Source organism: Neobacillus niacini (genome assembly GCF_031456445.1).
Lineage (GTDB): Bacteria > Bacillota > Bacilli > Bacillales > Cytobacillaceae > Neobacillus > Neobacillus niacini_I.
Genome location: NZ_JAVDUQ010000009.1, coordinates 1 through 19,996, shown reverse-complemented (window position 1 = coordinate 19,996; position 19,996 = coordinate 1). Strand labels below are relative to the sequence as shown.

Below are 19,996 nucleotides of genomic sequence, written 5' to 3'. Positions count from 1 at the left end.
AATTTAGTATATGGAGAAGATGAAACAAATGGATAACGGGTTCATTAAAGTTAGAAAAGCAGTTTTAACCGATGCGAAAGGAATAGCTAAAGTACACGTCGACAGTTGGAAAACAACATATGTCAACATAGTTCCAGATGAATATTTAAATAATCTTTCGTATAAATGCCGCGAACAAATGTGGACCAATGCCATTCCATATGGAGGTGTTTATGTAGCAGAAAGCAATGAGGGAATAATAGTTGGCTTTTCAAAAGGCGGTAAGGAAAGAAGCGGTAAATATAATGGGTACGATGGGGAGTTATACGCCATATATATTTTAAAAGAATATCAATGTAAAGGTATTGGAACAGCCCTTGTTAAACCAATCATAGATGAATTTAAAGGAATGGGATTAAACTCTATGCTTGTTCTTGTCTTGAAAGATAATATTTTTCGTCAGTTTTATGAATCACTTGGAGGTAGAAAAATAGATACTGTTGAAGTGGAGATTGGAGAAAAGAAACTATCCGAACTTGTATATGGTTGGGATGATATTAGGAATACATTTTAATTTTTCTTCTTCAACAGGTACTTTTCTTCAACAATACTCAGCAATGACCTTCAACAATAGGGCGCGATTGTTGAAGATCATTAGTCTAATTCCTGGTAAAAATGCAGAGGAATTAGACATTTTTTATCTCTCAAAATCCTTAACGTTGTAAATCCGCGTTTCTTGACATTACTCCATTGGCTAACGTGTTGGAAACAAGTGGTAAATCTTGTGACAATCGGCGGTAAAAAACATGGCAGAAGTGGTACATTCTTATGGCCGTAATCAGGTTAACGAAAAGTTCAATTCTTAATTAATACTGAGAAATTGGGGTTTTTAATATAATAATTTCTTTACCGTTGTAAATGCGGTTTCCTGACGCTACCCCATGCCCATCAAGGTAAGAAATTCCTTGTTCCCCAAAACGTAAAAAATGAGCTGAATTCTCATAAATACTGTAGAGATATAAATTTTCATTTTGGGATTACTTCAAAATATCAGCTTGAGGAATTTGGCCAACATTTTGTTAAAACAGGCCACTTGATGGTAATAAAATACACTAAGTGGCCTGTTTATTTTTTTCTACTCATATTCCCTCAAGGATTAAATGGGTACCCTCGATTTCAGCTTGAACTTTCACACCCAGCCGAGTCATTAAATTCGTCTGCTAGAATTAACTATCCATAGCTGATTCGATTGTCCTCCATAATCAAAGCATTTCTGAAATGGATCATAATTAACTTACCTAAATTTAAAGAATGATCTATATTTAATCTTTTATAAAGGCTATTTTCGCATAGATTGTTGTTTTTCGTATAAGTTCATCAACCCGTATAACTATATGCTTCGTGGCATCTTTTCGTATGAATATTTGCGAAAATTGCCTACAAACTTAGTAAATGAACCTTATTAAGCTCCAAAAGCAACAAAGTTTACGAAAAGAGCCTTTATAAATTTAATCCAAATTTTTTTAATTCAATGAAAATACTTTCCAATCGTTTTCCTTTTTCGGTTAACGTATATTCCACACGAGGAGGAACCTCTGGAAATACCTTTCTTTTCAATATCCCATGATCTTCTAGTTCCTTAAGACGAAGTGAAAGTGTTTTAGGGCTAATTCCATTCATTGATTTCAATAGCTCGCTGAATCGCATCGTTCCTTCAATAAGCAGATCACGAATAATTAAAAAGGTCCATTTAGTCCCAATCACGTCAAGCGTTTTAGCAATGGGGCAAGGCTCACCTGGTGCCCCTTTGGTCAGCACGACCGGCTCAATAACACTCATCTGAAACTTCCTCTCAAAAATTTTTTCGACTAATTTACCTTATCATATCACAATAGTGTATTTTTGGAAACTTAATGAATTAAATATCACTACTTCCATAAATAAATTTACTACATATATAATATCGGTGAACCTATTATTCCATCCCTATATTGAGGAGGTGATTAAAATTAGTGTGAGAAATCAACTAAACAAACAGCCGTTAGCGCTCATTGCACTCTTAATCAGTGCTTTTGCTATCGGTACCACAGAGTTCGTCATCATGGGGATTCTTCCGGATGTAGCAAACGATTTAAATATTACATTAAGCGCAGCAGGGTTATTGGTTACCGGCTACGCGCTAGGTGTCGCAATCGGCGGTCCAATTATCACCGCATTTACCGGACATTTGTCACGTAAGTCGCTGCTGTTCAGTTTGATGCTGATCTTCGTTGCAGGAAATCTACTGGCAGCTGTAGCTCCCAATTATCAAGTTCTGATGACCGCCCGCGTCCTTTCTTCCTTTGCGCACGGCACGTTCTTCGGTGTTGGCTCTATCGTGGCAACCCGTCTCGTTCCTCGTGAAAAACAAGCAAGCGCCATTGCAATGATGTTTGCTGGTCTCACTTTGGCTAATATTCTTGGTGTCCCATTTGGAACTTTCATCGGGCAAATGTGGGGATGGCGCGCTACATTTTGGATTGTAACGGTTCTAGGTATCGTATCTCTTATCGGGATTGCTTGGCTCGTTCCACGTATCCAAGGAGAGGTTATCTTGGATTATCTTCAAGAAATCCGCGTCGTTCGTAACAAACAGGTATTGCTTGCTTTACTCATGACGGCGCTAGGGTTCGGCGGTGTATTCACGGTCTTTACGTACATTACTCCTATATTGACGGATATCACGGGATTCGACTCAGGTGCAGTCACCCCGATACTACTTATATTCGGCATAGGAATGACAATCGGCAATGCGATTGGAGGTAAGCTATCAGATTGGAAACTGATGCCTTCCCTCGCTGGGATGCTGGCACTCTTAGCTGCCGTTTTGGTGGTATTCACTCTAACCAGCTCCTTTAAATTCGCTACCGTTGTTACGGTTTTTGTCTGGGGAATTGCATCCTTTGCGATAGTTCCTACTTTCCAAATGCGCGTATTGTCGAAAGCAAAAGAATCACCGAACATCGCTTCTGCATTGAACATTAGCTCTTTTAATCTGGCCAATGCCGGAGGAGCTTTTCTGGGCGGTTGGGTAATCGACCATGGACCGGGTCTTCACGCTGTGTTGTGGGTAGCTGCATTGGTTACCGTTGCCGGTCTCTTGGTTACGTTGTTCAGCTGGTCCTTGGATCGAGGAGAGGCACCATATACTTCATCCGCTGAGCTTGAGTAGAGCTGCATCATTGATGGAGAAAAGAGGTGTGTTAATTTAGAAAAAGGTACAATGTCTTATTTCCTTGGGGGCTTTCATTGCAAGTCGCCACTTAGGGAGCATGATTCGCATCCTGTATTAATACATTTGAGGAGAAAAAATGATGGGCTTACAAAAAAGAACATTCCGGTCGATAGTTAATATTACTATTGTCCTTGGGGCAATAATCATGGTAGCCGCATGTACTAAGACCAACACTGACTATGAACCTGCTAAAACAGCTCATGCGGAAATTCAACTATTAAAGGATTTACCTCAACCAAAATCTATGACAATAGATTCGTCATTGAAATCAAAAGAAGCTACGGCCATGGTTCAAACAGCCCAACGTTTCTACGGATTCTGGAATACTGGCAATGAAGATCTTATTTCACAAGCTGTTGCCTCCAGCTTCTTCGACAACACACTGCCGAAGGGAAGACCTCAAGGTCCGAAGGGACTACTCTTCGCTTCTAGCAACTTTCGTAAAGCTGTTCCTGATTTACAGTGTACTATTGAGGATTTATTGGTATCCGCTGACAAGGTGACTGCTCGTCTCTCATTCACCGGGACCTACAAGGGTAAGTTTATGGGAAAAACGCCAACAGGGAAGCCTGTTCATTTCTTTGCCATTGATATTTTGCATTTCAGTAATGGAAAAATCGTTGAGGATTGGCACTTAGAGGATAATCTTACATTAATGCAACAGCTGGGAGTAGTATCTGAAAATTGAACACCTAAGGGTTTTTAAAGAGACTACAGAATTAAAGGAGCTAGAAAAAAGATGAAAAATATACTTATTATTAACGGTCATCAGAAATATAGTTCAGCAAAGGGGAATTTGAACCAAACCTTGATGGACAAGATGGTCAGTTTGTTAAGTGAAAAGAACAATATAAAAACTACAATTATTCAAAACGGATATAAAATCGAAGAAGAGCAAAAAAAATTTTTATGGGCTGATATTGTTATTTATCAAACACCTATCTATTGGTTTAGTGTTCCAGGCTTACTGAAGACGTATATGGATGAAGTTTATGCTTATGGTTTATTTTTTAAGGGTGCTGATCAGTATGGAAGAGGCGGTTTATTGACCGAAAAGAAATATATGTTTTCGACTACCTGGAATGCTCCTGAAAAAGCATTTAACGATCCAAGTCAATTTTTTGAAGGGAGCAGCTTAGAAGATGCATTAAGCCATTTACATCGTATACAGAAATTCCTCGGAATGAAACCTTTAAAGAGTTTTACTTGCTATGATGTAATCAAAAATCCGAAGGTTGAAAAGTTTGTATCCGAACTTGATATACATTTGCAAAAGGTATTGAATTTTTAATCTATTAAGTAAACCCATAGGGAGGTAAAAACATGTTAAAAGATAAAAAAGTTGTAATTATCGGTGGAAGCTCTGGGATTGGTTTAGAATCAGCTAAACAGCTAATAGCCCAAGGGGCAGAAGTAATCATTGCGAGCCGTTCCGAAGATAAATTACGGAATGCAAAAGAGCAACTAGGAGTTAGAGCTACGGCTTATACACTAGATACAACACAAGAACAGCAAGTTCAGTCCTTCTTTGAAAAAGTCGGCCAGTTCGATCATCTTGTGGTAAGCGCGGCAGAAACATCCAGCGGATCATTCCTCCAAACGGATACAGCCCAAGCCCGACAACTGTTTGAAAACAAATTTTGGGGACAATATTATGTAGCGAAATACGGTGCTCCGAAAATTTTACCAAACGGATCAATCATTTTATTCTCTGGGGTTGTAGCCTACAAATCGATGGTCGGTTCGTCAATTCTAGGGGCAGTCAATGCGGCCGTTTCGAATCTAGGACAGACCTTGGCATTAGAACTTGCTCCGATCCGAGTGAACATCGTTTCACCCGGTATAATTGATACACCTTCCCGTAGCAAAATGCCAGAAGAAGCTCGTAATAATTTCTATGCTACTGTTGAAAACAAACTTCCTGTGAAACGAATAGGAAGAGCTGAAGATGTTGCACAAGGCGTACTATACTTGCTACAAAATAGTTTCGTGACTGGAACCGTTCTTCATGTAGAAGGCGGTCACATTTTAGCTTAAGCCAGCAGCTGAGGAAAAATCATTTCCACTAAACAAGAAAAACGCTATTCTTTTTGTAGAACTATACGAAAGGATGGTGTTTTTTTATGAATCTTTCCATCTCTGAGGAGCTTTACCTTTTTTCACAGGAATTACACCGATATATGTCGCCACAAGCCCTAGAACAACTAGCTAAGAAGATAGGATTTGTTCAACGAAAAAGTAAGTACCGAGCACAAGACTTGGTTGCTTTATGCGTATGGTTGAGCCAAAAAGTAGCTCATACTTCATTAACACAACTATGTAGTTGTCTAGAATCTTCAACGGGTATCTTGATTAGTCCTGAAGGACTCAACCAACGATTTAATCCATCCGCAGTCAAGATTTTACGACATGTATTCACTTCCTTGTTTTACTCAAAAGCTCTATTCCTCTAAGATTCTTCCTTATCGTTATGCTACTCGTTTTCACCGAATACGAATCTTGGATTCTACTACTTTCCAACTTCCAGATGTGTTTGCCTCAGCTTATCAAGGATCTGAAGGGAGTAGTCATACAGCTGGCGTAAAGATTCAATTAGAATATGATCTTCTTAGTGGTCAATTTATGCACGTTCACTCAGGACCAGGTAAACAAAATGATCGAACCTACGGTTCCACCTGATTACAAACCGTACAAACAGGTGATTTATGTATACGAGATTTAGGTTATTTCGACCTGAAAGATCTCCATCAAATAGATGAGAATGGAGCTTATTATATCTCTCGCTTAAAATTAAATACTCGAATTTATCAGAGAAATCCTGACCCCGAATACTTCAAAAATGAAACAGTCAAAAAGCAAACGGAGTATATTCTATTAGATTTGGAAGAATTTATGAATCAATTAAAACCGGGGCAAACCTATGAAATATCTGACGCTTACATCGGGCAGTATCAAAAATTGCCAGCTAGAGTCATTATCCACAGACTAACGGATGAACAAACAAGAAAACGGTGGAAAAATCAAGCGTTAAAGGAGAAAAAGAAAGGAATTGTTATGAAGGAACGGAGTAAACGATTGAGTGCGATAAATGTATACACAACCAATGCACTTTCGCCTGTTTACCCTCCTACAGAAAAACGGGAGAAAGGCTCATCGATACGAGAAGAAAACAGTCTTTGATATATTGGGTGTGGTATATGAATGTACACAGAAATCTCGTGCTACTGCGTAGAATAATGGAATTTTAAAAAATAAAGTCTGTGAAGGCTTATTTAAATATATCTAATAATCATTTTGAATGCCGGAAGTTTAGGCGAAAAAAATTCATTTTATTACATTTATTTTTTCAGTGCTGTTAGCTTGATGGGTATGTGACGCTACCCCTAATACATAAAAGTGAGGATAGGTTTTAAATATTATTGTTCTTTTTTAGAATTTAGGTTGAACCGTCCAATAAATAGGGGCGGTTTTGAGCTATGTCTATAACATAAAGTACTATTATCCAACTAGACTCTTCTATTTACTGCTTTAGGAGGTTGTTCAAACCATTTTTCTTTTATCGCTAAAAGTATACCTAGTCCGTAAAACTTTTTCATATCGTCAGATATCTTATCTAATTTAGAAATAATATCCGTTCTTAAACTGGAAGTCATAGCCTGACTTATCATCGCGAAACAGAAGATTCCCAGACAAGTATTTACAAAAAACAACATTAATATATCGGAGAACGGAGACATTTCTACATTGGAAATTTTAAAGTCACCTGATGCTGATATGGAATATTTTCTTTTTCAAGAACTTCTTGAAGTGTGGACAGGAAACGGAATTTGACTTAGCTGCAAACTAATTTCGTAAAAATAGCAGGGGATTCCTGCTATTTTGATTTTTCGCCATTTATCCCAGGGAAAATTCCCTTATACTAGATTTATAGAAGTTAGAAAGGGGAGTTTTACATGAGATTTTTAGTTGTGGGTGCAGGTGCAGTCGGTGGTTATTTTGGTGGACGGCTACTGGAAAAAAGGGAGGACGTTACCTTTTTGGTCCGCGAGGGAAGAAAAAAGCAATTAGAAGAAACAGGACTTGTCATCGAGAGTATTCATGGAAATGTAATCCTTAGTCCTAATACGATATTAGCTGGTGCGGAAGCAGGTTCATTTGATGTCATTCTATTATCGACAAAAGCTTATCATCTTGAGGGAGCAATTGAGAGCATTCAACCATATGTTGGTCCAGAAACTGTCATCCTGCCATTGTTAAACGGTATACTACATATTGAAAAATTGATAGAAAAGTTTGGGGAAGAGCGGATTATCGGTGGTCTTTGCTTTATCGAAACCACCCTCGATCAACAGGGTAGGATTATACAAACGAGTGAGAAGCATGATTTAGTATTTGGTGAGCGGACAGGGGAACGGTCAGATCGGGTAGTAAAAATTGAAGATGCTTTTAATGGGTCGAAGGTTGGGTATCGCTTAAGTGAGAACATCAAACTGGATTTATGGAATAAATATTTATTTATTTCAACCATGTCGGGGATTACAACGTTAATGAGAGCACCGATTGGACCAATCCTTGAACAAGCAGCCGGAAAAGCCGTAGTAGCCCAGCTAATAAATGAAATTGTCTCTATCATGCATCGAATCAACGCTCCACTTCCCGAGAGAATTGAAACGCAATTAATGAAACAAATGGAAAGTTTAGCTTATTTCATGAAATCATCGATGCAAAGGGATATGGAAAAATCACTGCCTGTGGAGGCAGACCATTTGCATGGCTATTTACTAGGGATTGCTCATAGTGAACAAATTTCCACGCCAGTATTAGAAGCCGTTTTTGCCAATTTAAAAGTTTATGAAAAACAGAATCTATAATGAAATTAAATTAACTAATTTGTAAAGGCTTTTTTCGTAAACTTTGTTGCTTTTGGGGTTTAATAAGGTCCATATACTAAGTTTGTAGGCAATTTTTGCAAATATTCATACGAAAAGATGCCACGAAGCATATAGTTATACGGGTTGATGAACTTATACGAAAAACAACAATCTATGCGAAAATAGCCTTGTAAAACAAGACCTTGAAAGACTAAATCCCCTTCAAGGTCTCTTCTTTTTGGAAAAAACGAGTGTCCACTATACAGATTGTTAGTAAGAACGTTTTAAAGATGAATAAAGGTTTACATTATCCTGCTCATCCTTTTTTACTTTTAACTTCATACAATTTGAGGAATATATAATTTATGAAATGCATAATTCTTTGAATTACATTCCTATTTTTGTCATTTTTCAACATTTGTCCAGTTCATAAAAAAATTATATTCATATACTCCTTTAAAGGATTTTTTCTGGAGTTGATGTGTTTAATGAGTAAGAATGTACTAGTGATTGCGGCTCATCCGGATGATGAAATTCTTGGAAGCGGCGGGACGATAAAAAAGCTAGTGAATAATGGCTATAGAGTCATTTCCGTTATTGTCGCCAAAGGAAGAAAGGAAGAGGAGCATCACATCAAACCATTCATGTTAAAAGCAAACAAGCAAATAGGGGTGGAAGAGGTATTGTTTTTGGATTTTCCCAATCTATTATTAGAAACCATACCTCTTCATGATATCAATAAATCGATTGAAGCCTTATTGGCTAAGTATGATCCATCTATTATTTTTACCCATCATTATGGTGATACGAATCGTGACCATCAAATTTTGTTTCAATCTGTGTTAACGGCTGCACGGCCGCTGCCTGGAAAAAGGTCGGTGGAAATCCTTTGTTTTGAAACCGTGTCTTCGAGTGAATGGAGCCAGCATACGAATGACAAAGAATTTAAACCAAATTATTTTGTCGATATAACAGACACCATTGATGAAAAAATTAAATCTTTAAAGCATTATGACGTAGAAATGAGGCCATTTCCTCATCCGCGTTCATATGAAGGTGTACAATATTTAGCTCGTGTTCGAGGAATGACCGTTGGTGTAGAATATGCAGAAGCCTTTGAAATCATTAGGAGGGTATGGAAATGACCAAAGCAAAATTCGTTGATTTGCCCCCACTTCCTGCTCATTTCCCTTATCTAATCGCAGCCATGGATCAATATTACGGTGTAGCTTCAAATTTTGTGGATAAACCAATAATGAAGAAAGGTAATGCACCCGAAGGTAAAAAGCAAAACAAAAAGCTTCGAATCCTAATTACGACCTTTTGGGACTATCATGTTATTGGAGGTTTGCAAAACTATATTGCTAATCTTAAAGACGGATTGGAAAAATTAGGGTATCTGGTAGATGTTTTTTCACCAGAGCAGTTTCCGATCGAAGAAACAAAAGGGATCTATTCCGATATGAAAGATCAGTTCAAAAAATTTTTTCTAGACCGCTACGGCACTGTAAGCCAAAAAATCCTTATCAATATATGCAATCTTTCTCTTTATAAAATGATGCTAATGAATGTGGATTTCAGTAAATATGATATCATTCATGCCCAGGATCGGTTCACTTGCAATGTATTAGGAACATTAAATGAGGCTTCTCAAAAACCGATTCTATTTACCCCGCATGGATTTATGACTCATTCCAAACTGAAGTTTAATTTAATTGAAAAGGGGTCAATTGAAGAACGTTATTTTTCCACTATTGACGAACAAGCTATTAAAAATGCAAATCAACTGATTATTCTTTGTGATGCCTTTCGACCGATTTTAAAAAAATTAGGGGCCAAAAACAGCAGCATGACCACGGTTTACACAGGAATCGATTTTGAGGTTAAGAAATTTCAGAATGGACAAAACAAAATAATTATAACCTGTGTTTCACGCCTTCGCCCGCGTAAAGGGCATAAGTATTTATTCGAAGCGCTATCTCTTCTTAAAGACGATTTATATAATGTAGAGGTGCGGATTGTTGGTGATGGAGAGATGCGAGAGGAGCTTGAAAATCAAATTCGGGAGCTTAAATTAAAGAATGTTTACTTTTTAGGGAGTAGAAACGATATACCCAAATTACTTAGGCAATCCGACATATTTGTTCAGCCAACCATTAGTGATACACTACCAATCTCGATTATTGAGGCAATGTTTGCTAGGCAGGCTATTCTGGCAACAAATGTGGGGGGAATCCCAGAAATCATTCAAGACAATTATACCGGACTTATTATTGAACCTGCTAATCCTAAGCAGCTAGCCGAAAAATTGTTATTGCTCGTGCAGAATCAATTGTTAAGAATAAGACTTGCTAAGCAAGCCAAGAATTTTGCTGATGAACAATTGACGGTCACTAATATGGTTAAAGAAATAGATAAAATCTACCGATCATTATTATGAAAGGAGAAGAATCCATGCGAAATGACATTCCTGCAGTTGTATTTGATTTGAGTGCAACGGGTATTGGTATAGTTCGGAGTCTTGCAAAACAAGGAATTCAGGTTTATGCGTATGATACGGAGGGAAAATATAAAATTGGTAAAACTCGATATGCCAGCTGTGGTATATGTCCAAGTCCTGTTTCGGAGGAAGATGAGCTGCTAAAATTTTTAGCGAATTTGTCACGAAATCTGGGCAAAAAAGCGGTCTTGTATGCTGGATCCGACGATTTTGTCTATTTTATATCTAAAAATAGATACGTCTTATCACAAAACTATAAATTTCTGCTGCCAGAACATTCACTAGTTAAAGCAGTCTTAGATAAACGATTAACGTATGAACTAGCCGTCAAATCAAACCTCCCCTGTCCTAAAACCTTCGCTATCCAGGATGAAAAGCAACTTAAGCAAATCATCGACCAAATTACATTCCCTTGTATATTAAAGCCCATTCATTCTTCCTATTTTCGTTCACATATTGACACGCGATTGTATAAAAAAGCGATTGTAGTGCAACATGCCTCCAAACTATGGGAGGAGTATCTTTTTTACCGTTCCTTTGGGGAGTTAATGATTCAGGAGATAATTCCTGGAGAGGACAATAGCATTTATTCTATTAAAACGTTTTTTGATGATCAGATGAACTTAATTGGGTTATGGATGAACCAAAAATTACACCAATTTCCTCCGCACTATGGATCCTCCGCTCTTGTTCTAAGTAAACGAAACGAAGAAGTCATTCAGACAGCTATACCTTTTCTCAAAAAAATACAGTTTAAAGGCTTAGCGATTGCTGAATTTAAAAGAGATCCAAGAGATGGCCAATTAAAATTTATTGAAATAAATCCAAGAATTGGACTAACCCAAGCATTATCGAGTTCTATAGGTGTTAATTTGGCCTACTTGTACTATTTATCGCTTACCGACCAAAATCCATCTCCTGTTCTAAAACAAAAAGAAGGAATAAAGTGGGTTTATTTCGTCCGAGATTTTCTATCCTTCCGTCAGAAAAAAAGAAATGGTGAGATGACGTTCTTTGGGTGGATGAAAAGTCTGTCCGGAAAGAAGGTAGAGGCCCTATTTTCCTTGTATGATCCGCTTCCTTTTATTCGTAGTTTTATTTCCCACATTCGAAACCTATGGGGAAGACGTTGAAAAATCTAATAGTTAAAGGGGTAACATACCATTGAACCATATAGAAGAAGTTGTTCTCCAGTGGCAGCAATTCAAATGGGATAAAAAATTATCAAAAGCATTTGGTAAATCGGTCTATTTAATACAAGATCAAATAGAAAACCTAAAAAATTCACGGGAAAAGACAAGTATTTGGAAGCTGGTAATGACAGATGGTTCTGAATACTTTCCAATTGTTCTAAAAATCTTCAAATTGCCGCTAAAAGAAAATCATATGGTAGAAATCAATATGTATACAAAGGCTTATCTTTTTTACCATGAATATATGCCGAAAATGTATTGGCTTGAACCAAATGAAAGTAGTAAAGAAATTTGGATGGTTACTGAATTTGTTAAGCCGCTAAGGGGGCAAATAAAACTTGCACCACATCATTTGGAACTAATTATTCCTACTATCGCAAAATTTCATGCCCGAACCTTTGGAAATCGATCTTTGCAGCACTCAGACCTTTTTGATATCTCTCTTCCCCAATTTGATTCGCCAGATAAAAGAAAAGAGAGAGTGGAATATTTAGAAAAAACTAGAAAGTACCTCGATCAAGCAATGATCGACCCAAAATTAAAAGAATTAGTTGAACCAAAATATGACGCCATTCAAAAAATATTGAAAAAAGGTCCTCTTTTCTTCCCAGAAATTATCGAAGCCGGACAGTGTCTTATTCACGGTGATCTCCACGTTCATAATATTTGTTGTAAAAACGCAAGTGACGACGGAGAATGGGATATTCAATTAATAGATTGGGAGTCAGTAAAATACGCGCCATGCTGGTATGATCTGGTGATTCTTGTTGAATTATTAATTGATTTTCGCTGGGATTGGCAAAAAAAGGAGGAGGAAATCCGAACTCGCTGCGTGCATTTATATACGGAGGAAATGAAAAAGTATGGAATCCACTTTAAGGAAGACCCATTAAACCTATTAAAAATGGCGTATTTGCAAAGAACATTAGAGAAAAAACTCGCTAAACATTTAAATAGAGCACTTAACGGACAAAAAAGTGCACTTTTAAAAAGATATCTGGAGAAAATTGTGGTTTGGGGAGAGGAACTAGGGTTAATCTAATTGCCCAAATAATACTATAAAGGAAAAACCGGAGGTCGTTATTCATCTTGCTGCCCAAGTAGATGTTGCCAGGTCCATAAAGGATCCGGTAGAAGATGCAAAACAAAATATCCTTGGTACGATTCGCTTACTTACCTGTTGCCATAAGTTCAACGTAAAAAAATTCATTTTTTCCTCTTCCTGTGCCGTATATGGCGAACAGGATGACCGAAGTATAAAGGAGACATCCCCTATTCAAACTAAATCCTTTTACGGTAATTCAAAATACACTTCAGAATTGTATATTCAGACCTTTAACAGTATTTATTAAATTCCCTACACCATATTAAGATATGCGAATGTTTATGGCCCCCGCCCATTTTTATGACTGAAAAAAAAGGAGATATTCGGTATAGCCAATTAGATAATTCAAAAGCTATAAAACTTTTGAACTGGGAGCCGGCCTTTGATTTGAATACTGGATTAAGGGAAACTCTCAAATATTATAAACCATTATGAATAGTGGATGATAAATTATGGAAGAGGGGATACGATTTGAATAAATTTGAAGACATTGTTACTAGGAATAAAGGGTGGGTTTTTATTGAAGACTTAGGCGAGTATAAAAAAATTGGGAAGGGGAGTGACGGGTCTATTTTTCAATTAACGCCTGAGAAATGTGTAAAAATCTTTGAGAAGGAAGAAACTTTTCAGAATGAATTATTTGCATACCAGGCAGGTAAATCATCTTCAGTTATTCCGAGGCTCTACGAGTATGGTAAAAACTATATTGTCATGGAGTATATTAACGGGCCATCTCTCAGACATTATCTAAAAAATGAAAAACAGTTAACCGAACCAACCGCTCAAAAACTTTTATTCATGCTGGATGAATTCAAAAGAATTTGTTTTACGAGACAAGATACACAGATCCGTCATATTTTCGTTAATGAATCAGGAGAATTAAAGGTTATTGACCACAAAAGAGCATTTAGAAGAAAAACTGATGTCCCTGTAAGATTACTAAAGGATTTAAGTAAGATTGGATATTTAAATGAATTTATGAAGCATGTAAAAATTCTTCGTCCGTCTCTTTACAAAGAATGGAAGGGACTAGCCGACTGATTACTTAGACCCTATCCTCTCCAATTTTTATCATTGATATCGATGGATATTTTCTTCGTGGGTTGTTCTAAGTGAACCCCACTTTTTTTAACGGTGCAGGATAGTTGTGCGAAATATTTCTAGTGTAAATTTAGAATATCAATTGGTCCTAACCCATATTCATTTTTTTTTAACAAGGTAGCATATGTGTATATACCTTGAGGCTGATAAAATCCGCTTTTCATCTGATTAACATGTCCATTCAAAAGTATTTCAAAATAATATGATAAATTATCAACATGATATTTAAATAGTAGGATTATATTTTGGTATTAAAAATGTTTAATCCTGATGTCTTCATCTACTGAAGGAAGGTTCGTTGAAGTAGTGGAATGGCGCAAAATATGTTGCTTTTAGTAAATATCACTAATTAAACAAGCCTGGATTTCTTTCGGCATACGTAAAAATTGAAGATCTTAATTATAATCATACGCATTGAAGGTCAGTATTTGAATACAGAAAATTTAATCCGAGATAGTATATCTTGGATATTCGCCATTTTATCAAATTATTGGAGCAAAGCATTTCATGGTGGTTGTTTACTAAGAAGGATTTTATCGCTTTGCTCTGATATTAGTTTTCACTATTTATAGGTTGCGTTATACAAAAATTGGAAAATACATTTATAATCCATATAGCTCACTAAGAAAAAGCGACATATTGACGCTTATAAAGGTTGAAAAGAGCTGACAACTCCCATCATAAAACGATTCCCACTACTTACTTTGTAACTTACTTAAGATCAGTGGGGGTATTTGTTGAAAATTGCGATGGAAAGGGAGGTTGAAAATGTTAGCAAAAATAAATTTGGATAGTCGTATTTGTGAGATTGAATTGGATTCTATAAAAACACAAACATATCGAGAATTTATTAAACAAAGCGAAGTTGAGTTTGGATTAAAACCAAGAGATTTAGACAATATGAGTACTACACAATTGAGCGAGTATTTAGATTTCTTGGATTTTTTGTGGGCAAAGTAATTTGTCCAGCGAGGAAATAGTACTTGTTAAATTGACTTTTTAATTTAAAAATCTGCCATAGAACTCTGGCAGATTTTTTTTATTTTCGGTTCCTATTTATCCGTTTTAATTTACTTTCAATAATATTTAAAAAGAGGAAATAATAGGTTGAATTACGAATATATAAATAATGGTGATTTGACCAATATTGTAGGAGGAATGAACTAATGACGAAAAAAATACTACTCTTAGCAGGGGATGCTGTTGAGGCTTTAGAGATTTATTACCCGTATTTTCGCTGCTTAGAAGAAGGATATGACGTAAAAATTGCCGCTCCATCCGTGAAGAAACTTCAAACAGTGGTACATGATTTTATTGGTTGGGATACTTATACGGAAAGCAAAGGTTACTTGATTGAGGCAAACCTCGCATTTGATGATGTCAATCCGGAGGAATATGACGGGTTAATTATCCCGGGAGGAAGAGCACCCGAATATATTCGTTTAAATGAAAACGTTCCGAGGATTGTTGCGCATTTTTTTGAAGCGAATAAACCAGTAGCTGCCATTTGCCATGCCAGTCTGATTTTAACAACCGTCCGCCAATACATGGAAGGGCGTGAGTTGACTGCCTATATAGCCTGTAAACCAGACGTAGAAGCAGCGGGAGCAAAATATATAGAAAATCATCTCCACGTACAAGGAAACCTAATATCCGGACATGCATGGCCAGATCTGCCAGGCTTCATGAGAGAATTCATAAAACAATTAAAAAAATGACTATAGGGTGCATATACACTATAAGGAATAAAAATAAAGAGTCTAAAATATGCAAGTTTTTTTCACTACTTGCGTATTTTGACTCTTTTTACATTCATAAAAACTATCATTTTTTAAGCCTGGACCATAAATAAAGTTGGCCTCAACTTTTTGTCCCAATGGAAAATTGTGAGACACCGCTCTGGTATTCACTGGAGCGGTGCTACTAATTAATTCTGGACATATTCAGCCATTACAATATTTCGATATACCCTTCAGTTCCATTGACAAGAATTCGTTGCCCATCTTTTATCAGTTTGGTAGCATTCTCCACTCCGACAACTGCTGGTAAGCCATATTCACGTGCGATCACTGCTCCATGGGTCATTAGTCCGCCAACTTCGGTGACTAAGCCTTTTATGGATACAAACAATGGTGTCCAGCTAGGGTCAGTAAAGGAGGTGACTAATATATCTCCAACTTCTAGATCAGCATCTTCCATGTTTAAGATGACACGGGCGCGTCCCTCTATAACTCCGGAAGAAACAGGTAGACCTACAATCGCTTCGACTGGAAGATTTTCTCGTTTGTACGCACCTGCAATGATATCACCATCAGACGTGATCACACGTGGGGGAGTTAGTTTTTCATATAATTTGTACTCGTCTTTTCGTTTGCTGATGATCGGGTAATTCAGTTTATTTGTGCGTACGACTTCGCCAAGTTCTTCAAAAGTAAGATAGTATATATCTTCTTTTTCATGAATAACGCCCGCTTCTACGAGTTTTTCTGCTTCTTTCAGTAATGCCTGCTTATAAACAAAGTAGCGATTGATCATGCCGTATTTTGGATATTCACGATACCCAATGAAATTCCGGAGGATGCTAATCATTCGTTTTGTCTCTTTGGTTTTTTGTTTACCATCCGGTAATTGCTTTAAGCGATCTAATAATTCTTGTTCTTTTTTCAAGGCAGCACGCAGCCCTCGCTCAAATTTCTGATTGCTAGCATTCGGCTCAAAGTTTTTGATATTACCCAGAATCAAGGGGACAAGTGTAGTTGGTTTTTCGCTCCAACGACTTCTGGTAATATCGATTTCTCCGGCACATCTCATTCCGTATTTGTTGAGATAAGCTATGATTGCGTCTCGGGTTTTTTGTCCACCTTCAAACCTAACCAGTTCATCCAAAAAGTGATCATCTTTTACATGTTCTAAATAATCAATTACTTCTGGATAAGGACGAATCACATCGGCGACATCCAATAATGCTAGACCCATTTCCGAAGTAATATTGTTTGGTACCGATTGAGAAAGCGTGTCTGCTACGTTTTTTTCACCTAACCACTTTTCCATTTTTTCATTGATCCATGATGAGGCATCTATAGCTGCCATAAATACAGCCGAGCTCTGTGGGTTAAATAATATCTTCTTTAATTGCTGGATATCTTCCAGAATAAAATCAAATAAATCCGATCCTGATTTTGTTTGGATGTTTTGTTTTAACTCTTCTATCGATGTTTGACTACTCTTGATCAATTCTGTAACGATTGTCGGATCGTTTTCGATTTGTGTTTTAAAATCCACAGATCTACCATTATTGCTTTGACTGGAACTTTGTATTTTTTCATCATCTGGTAACGATTTTATAAAATTTTCTCGCTCGACTATAGTCATAAGTGCGTCTTTCATGAGCGGATCGTGTTGTCCCATGGCATTTAATAAAATTTTCCTACTGGCGGGTGAAGCCAGTTGATGTGTGACATCAACAAACAACCTTCCACCAGCTTTACGCATGGGTGCAGGAGTTATTAACAGGAAAAAAGCCAATCCCAGTGGTTTCATGGGATCAGTCATCATTTGTTGATGACCGACAGATACATAGACGTGATTTTCTTGATCATTCGCTTCAGGGATGGGGAAAAGAGTAGTGATTGGCCGGCTCTGGACAATATAAAATGTATCATCAACCAAACACCATTCGATATCTTGTGGGCAACCAAAATAAGCTTCGATCTGTCTCCCTATCCGTGCTAGTTGTAATATTTGTTGTTCAGTAAGTGTTTGAGTCTCTTGCTGATCTGGATCGATCGGCACGGTCTCTGTTCCGCCTTCTTTTCGTGCATAGATAGCCAATTTTTTGGTTGCAATCATCTTATCGACGATTTTATCTTCCTGTACTTTATAACAATCCGCAGTCACTAAGCCAGAGACCAGTGCTTCTCCCAGCCCATAACTGGCATCGATTGATAGTAACTTTCGGTTAGAGGTAATCGGATCTGCAGTAAATAAAATCCCTGAAGCCTGTGGGAAAACCATTCTTTGAACGATAACGGATAAACAAACATTCCGATGGTCAAATCCGTTTTGAATTCGATAAATTACAGCGCGATCCGTAAACAGGGAAGCCCAACATTTGCTGATATGCTGCAAGATGGCTTCTTTTCCGATGATATTTAAATAGGTGTCTTGTTGACCCGCAAAAGAGGCATGTGGTAAATCTTCAGCAGTTGCACTAGAACGCACTGCATAAGCATGTTCATCGCCAAACTGGGAGAGGTAGTCAGCAACTGCGCACGCAACATCGGAAGGAATTTCTACTTCCATAAGGATTTGTCGAATCTTCCTGCTAATTTCGCCAATTTGATCTCGATCTTCTACTTTTAGCATTGTTAGTCGATCCAACAAAGCTTGATATGTTTCGTTTTGGTCGATGGCTTTTTGAAATCCTACTGTTGTAACGCAAAATCCTTCTGGTACTTGTATTCCTTGAATTTTTGATAATTCCCCTAAATTTAACCCTTTTCCGCCAACGAGCAAAAGCTGTGTTTTTTCCATTTCCTGAAAACCGAGAACCAATGAACCCATTCTATATCCCTCCAACAAATCTCATTAAAGTTCTATTGCATTTTAGCAGTAGTAAATGAGAATAAAAAGGCTATATTGACCATTTTTTATATGCTATAATTAAATTAGGAAGAGTTCAAAAAAATAGCTAGAGCATACCATAAAGACAACAAAACGCCAATTTAGAATAAATCAGGCGTTTTGGTAAAATTTTATAAGTTATGCTGAGTTCAACTTTTCTCATTTCCACCATTGCCACCATTTCTTTTGCTGGGCGGCTGCAATCTGCATTCTGGTTTCTTCTTCCATCAATTTATATCGTTCTGCCACCAATTGCTCTGAACGATCTACAAACTTTACGATGTGATTAAGCTTTTCTTCCAGAGAAGCTTCCCGTACAGCCTTCTCCTTTAAAAGTTTGATTAAATCCATGTTTATTTGCTCCAAATGTTCGATTCGTTCCAATAGCTCTTGATGGTTACGATCCTGCTGAATATCCCTGTCATTCGTTATCTTTATCGTTCCTGCTGCGTTGTTCGATTCATTTACTTCTGAAAGCTCTATCATTTCTCCTTCAACCAAATTCTCCAATAACTCGTTATGGTGAAAATCCTGCTCCACATCCCGGTCATTCGTTATTTGTATCGGTCCAGATGAGGTATCCGATTTAATTTCTTCAGAAACACAGGCCATCACGGCTTCAACAGACTGTTCCCATGTCATGCCTTCTTGCTTACTGAATTCAATTAATTGGCGGAGCGTATTCACATCTTTTTCAAAAAAGCTTCTGTGTCCTCTAGTATTACGGTGAATGGGATACCCATGCTCTTCCAAGTGATTCGCATATTTCCGTAAAGTATTGCTATTTATTTTAAGTAATTTTTGTACATCTTTAGGTGAATACATTACACTCATAACATGTCACCTCCGCAAAATGGTATAGCTCACTTGACCCATGTGCTTGATCATAAACGTTTTTATTCAACCACCATGAACAGTCTAAAAGTCAAATATTTAATTTGCGAATATTCTATTTATTTAAAGTATAACAAGAGGAACTTGACAAAATTGTCGAACCATCATATAGTAACAAATTTGTTAATAGATTGTTAAGTAAATGAAAGAATATGGAGATCTTTTATTTAGCAGTGAATTTTAAACCGGAATGAATTTGATGATTTATGCCCGCACACTCGTGACTTCAGTCGTGAGTTAGGGCATATTTTTTTTGAAAATAAAAAGTGTTTTACAGGACAGGTGTTCTGGTTTTTGGTAAAATATTCTTAACAAATAGAGGTGAGTCAAATGGCAAAAAGAAAAACAACCAAAGAAAAGAATGAAGAATTAGCTAAAGAAGGTAAAATTCTACGCCATTATGGGCTCAAACTCCGATTAGAACCAAACAAAAAACAAAAGGAACAAATTCATCAA

General features: G+C 37.1%; 18 protein-coding genes and 1 pseudogene. 15 read left to right on the top strand and 4 right to left on the bottom strand.

Annotated elements, in window-relative coordinates; all coding sequences use genetic code 11:
• Positions 1–28 precede the first annotated feature (28 nt).
• Positions 29–553 carry a GNAT family N-acetyltransferase gene (locus J2Y67_RS10095; RefSeq protein WP_310173705.1) on the top strand — a complete coding sequence of 175 codons (525 nt, stop codon included), beginning with the start codon at positions 29–31 and terminating at the stop codon, positions 551–553.
• Between the two features lie 926 nt (positions 554–1,479).
• Here J2Y67_RS10095 and J2Y67_RS10090 read toward each other — a convergent pair.
• Positions 1,480–1,818, bottom strand: coding sequence for a winged helix-turn-helix transcriptional regulator (locus tag J2Y67_RS10090; protein WP_310173479.1), 339 nt, complete (start codon positions 1,816–1,818; stop codon positions 1,480–1,482).
• Positions 1,819–1,873: 55 nt separating this feature from the next.
• Here J2Y67_RS10090 and J2Y67_RS10085 point away from each other — a divergent pair, with 55 nt between their 5' ends.
• The 5 genes and pseudogenes from J2Y67_RS10085 to J2Y67_RS10065 all read left to right on the top strand — a co-directional run bounded on the left by J2Y67_RS10085 (position 1,874) and on the right by J2Y67_RS10065 (position 6,485).
• Positions 1,874–3,190, top strand: a complete 1,317-nt coding sequence (locus tag J2Y67_RS10085) for an MFS transporter (protein ID WP_310173477.1) — start codon at positions 1,874–1,876, stop codon at positions 3,188–3,190.
• A 139-nt stretch (positions 3,191–3,329) separates the two neighbouring features.
• On the top strand, positions 3,330–3,941 hold the full coding sequence (locus tag J2Y67_RS10080) for an ester cyclase (RefSeq protein WP_310173474.1): 612 nt from the start codon (positions 3,330–3,332) through the stop codon (positions 3,939–3,941).
• A 51-nt stretch (positions 3,942–3,992) separates the two neighbouring features.
• The gene (locus J2Y67_RS10075) at positions 3,993–4,544 is read left to right on the top strand and encodes an NAD(P)H-dependent oxidoreductase (protein ID WP_310173470.1); all 552 of its coding nucleotides are present in this window, start codon (positions 3,993–3,995) and stop codon (positions 4,542–4,544) included.
• Between the two features lie 32 nt (positions 4,545–4,576).
• The gene (locus J2Y67_RS10070; RefSeq protein WP_310173467.1) at positions 4,577–5,290 is read left to right on the top strand and encodes an SDR family oxidoreductase; all 714 of its coding nucleotides are present in this window, start codon (positions 4,577–4,579) and stop codon (positions 5,288–5,290) included.
• Positions 5,291–5,376: 86 nt separating this feature from the next.
• Positions 5,377–6,485: pseudogene (locus tag J2Y67_RS10065) on the top strand (IS4 family transposase).
• A gap of 274 nt (positions 6,486–6,759) precedes the next feature.
• Here the strand turns inward: J2Y67_RS10065 and J2Y67_RS10060 are convergent.
• Positions 6,760–6,966 (bottom strand): DUF3231 family protein, encoded by a 207-nt coding sequence (locus J2Y67_RS10060; protein WP_310173464.1) that lies wholly within the window; start codon positions 6,964–6,966, stop codon positions 6,760–6,762.
• Between the two features lie 240 nt (positions 6,967–7,206).
• Between J2Y67_RS10060 and J2Y67_RS10055 the strand changes: the two genes are divergently transcribed.
• The 9 genes from J2Y67_RS10055 (at position 7,207) to J2Y67_RS10015 (ending at position 15,741) form a co-directional block, all read left to right on the top strand.
• Positions 7,207–8,124 (top strand): ketopantoate reductase family protein, encoded by a 918-nt coding sequence (locus J2Y67_RS10055; RefSeq protein ID WP_310173463.1) that lies wholly within the window; start codon positions 7,207–7,209, stop codon positions 8,122–8,124.
• Between the two features lie 488 nt (positions 8,125–8,612).
• Positions 8,613–9,269 carry a PIG-L deacetylase family protein gene (locus J2Y67_RS10050; RefSeq protein ID WP_310173461.1) on the top strand — a complete coding sequence of 219 codons (657 nt, stop codon included), beginning with the start codon at positions 8,613–8,615 and terminating at the stop codon, positions 9,267–9,269.
• Positions 9,266–10,564: a glycosyltransferase family 4 protein gene (locus J2Y67_RS10045; RefSeq protein WP_310173459.1), complete on the top strand. Its 1,299-nt coding sequence runs from the start codon at positions 9,266–9,268 to the stop codon at positions 10,562–10,564. The genes J2Y67_RS10050 and J2Y67_RS10045 overlap by 4 nt, the downstream gene beginning before the upstream one ends.
• Before the next feature lie 14 nt (positions 10,565–10,578).
• Positions 10,579–11,757 (top strand): carboxylate--amine ligase, encoded by a 1,179-nt coding sequence (locus J2Y67_RS10040; RefSeq protein WP_310173457.1) that lies wholly within the window; start codon positions 10,579–10,581, stop codon positions 11,755–11,757.
• Between the two features lie 31 nt (positions 11,758–11,788).
• Positions 11,789–12,859, top strand: coding sequence for an aminoglycoside phosphotransferase family protein (locus J2Y67_RS10035; protein ID WP_310173455.1), 1,071 nt, complete (start codon positions 11,789–11,791; stop codon positions 12,857–12,859).
• Between the two features lie 16 nt (positions 12,860–12,875).
• Positions 12,876–13,169, top strand: coding sequence for an NAD-dependent epimerase/dehydratase family protein (locus tag J2Y67_RS27950; RefSeq protein WP_396954065.1), 294 nt, complete (start codon positions 12,876–12,878; stop codon positions 13,167–13,169).
• 242 nt (positions 13,170–13,411) lie between these two features.
• Entirely contained in the window at positions 13,412–13,963 is a 552-nt protein-coding gene (locus J2Y67_RS10025; RefSeq protein WP_310173703.1) for a kinase, read from the top strand.
• Between the two features lie 828 nt (positions 13,964–14,791).
• A complete protein-coding gene (locus J2Y67_RS10020) occupies positions 14,792–14,983 on the top strand; it encodes a hypothetical protein (protein WP_310173451.1) in 192 nt (63 codons plus the stop codon).
• 206 nt (positions 14,984–15,189) lie between these two features.
• Positions 15,190–15,741, top strand: coding sequence for a DJ-1/PfpI family protein (locus J2Y67_RS10015; protein WP_310173449.1), 552 nt, complete (start codon positions 15,190–15,192; stop codon positions 15,739–15,741).
• Positions 15,742–15,973: 232 nt separating this feature from the next.
• On the opposite strand, the gene ppsA is transcribed toward J2Y67_RS10015, so the two are convergent.
• Both ppsA and J2Y67_RS10005 read right to left on the bottom strand, forming a co-directional pair.
• Positions 15,974–18,586, bottom strand: coding sequence for a phosphoenolpyruvate synthase (gene ppsA, locus J2Y67_RS10010; protein ID WP_310173447.1), 2,613 nt, complete (start codon positions 18,584–18,586; stop codon positions 15,974–15,976).
• Between the two features lie 219 nt (positions 18,587–18,805).
• Positions 18,806–19,480 (bottom strand): MerR family transcriptional regulator, encoded by a 675-nt coding sequence (locus J2Y67_RS10005; protein WP_310173445.1) that lies wholly within the window; start codon positions 19,478–19,480, stop codon positions 18,806–18,808.
• Positions 19,481–19,996 lie beyond the last annotated feature (516 nt).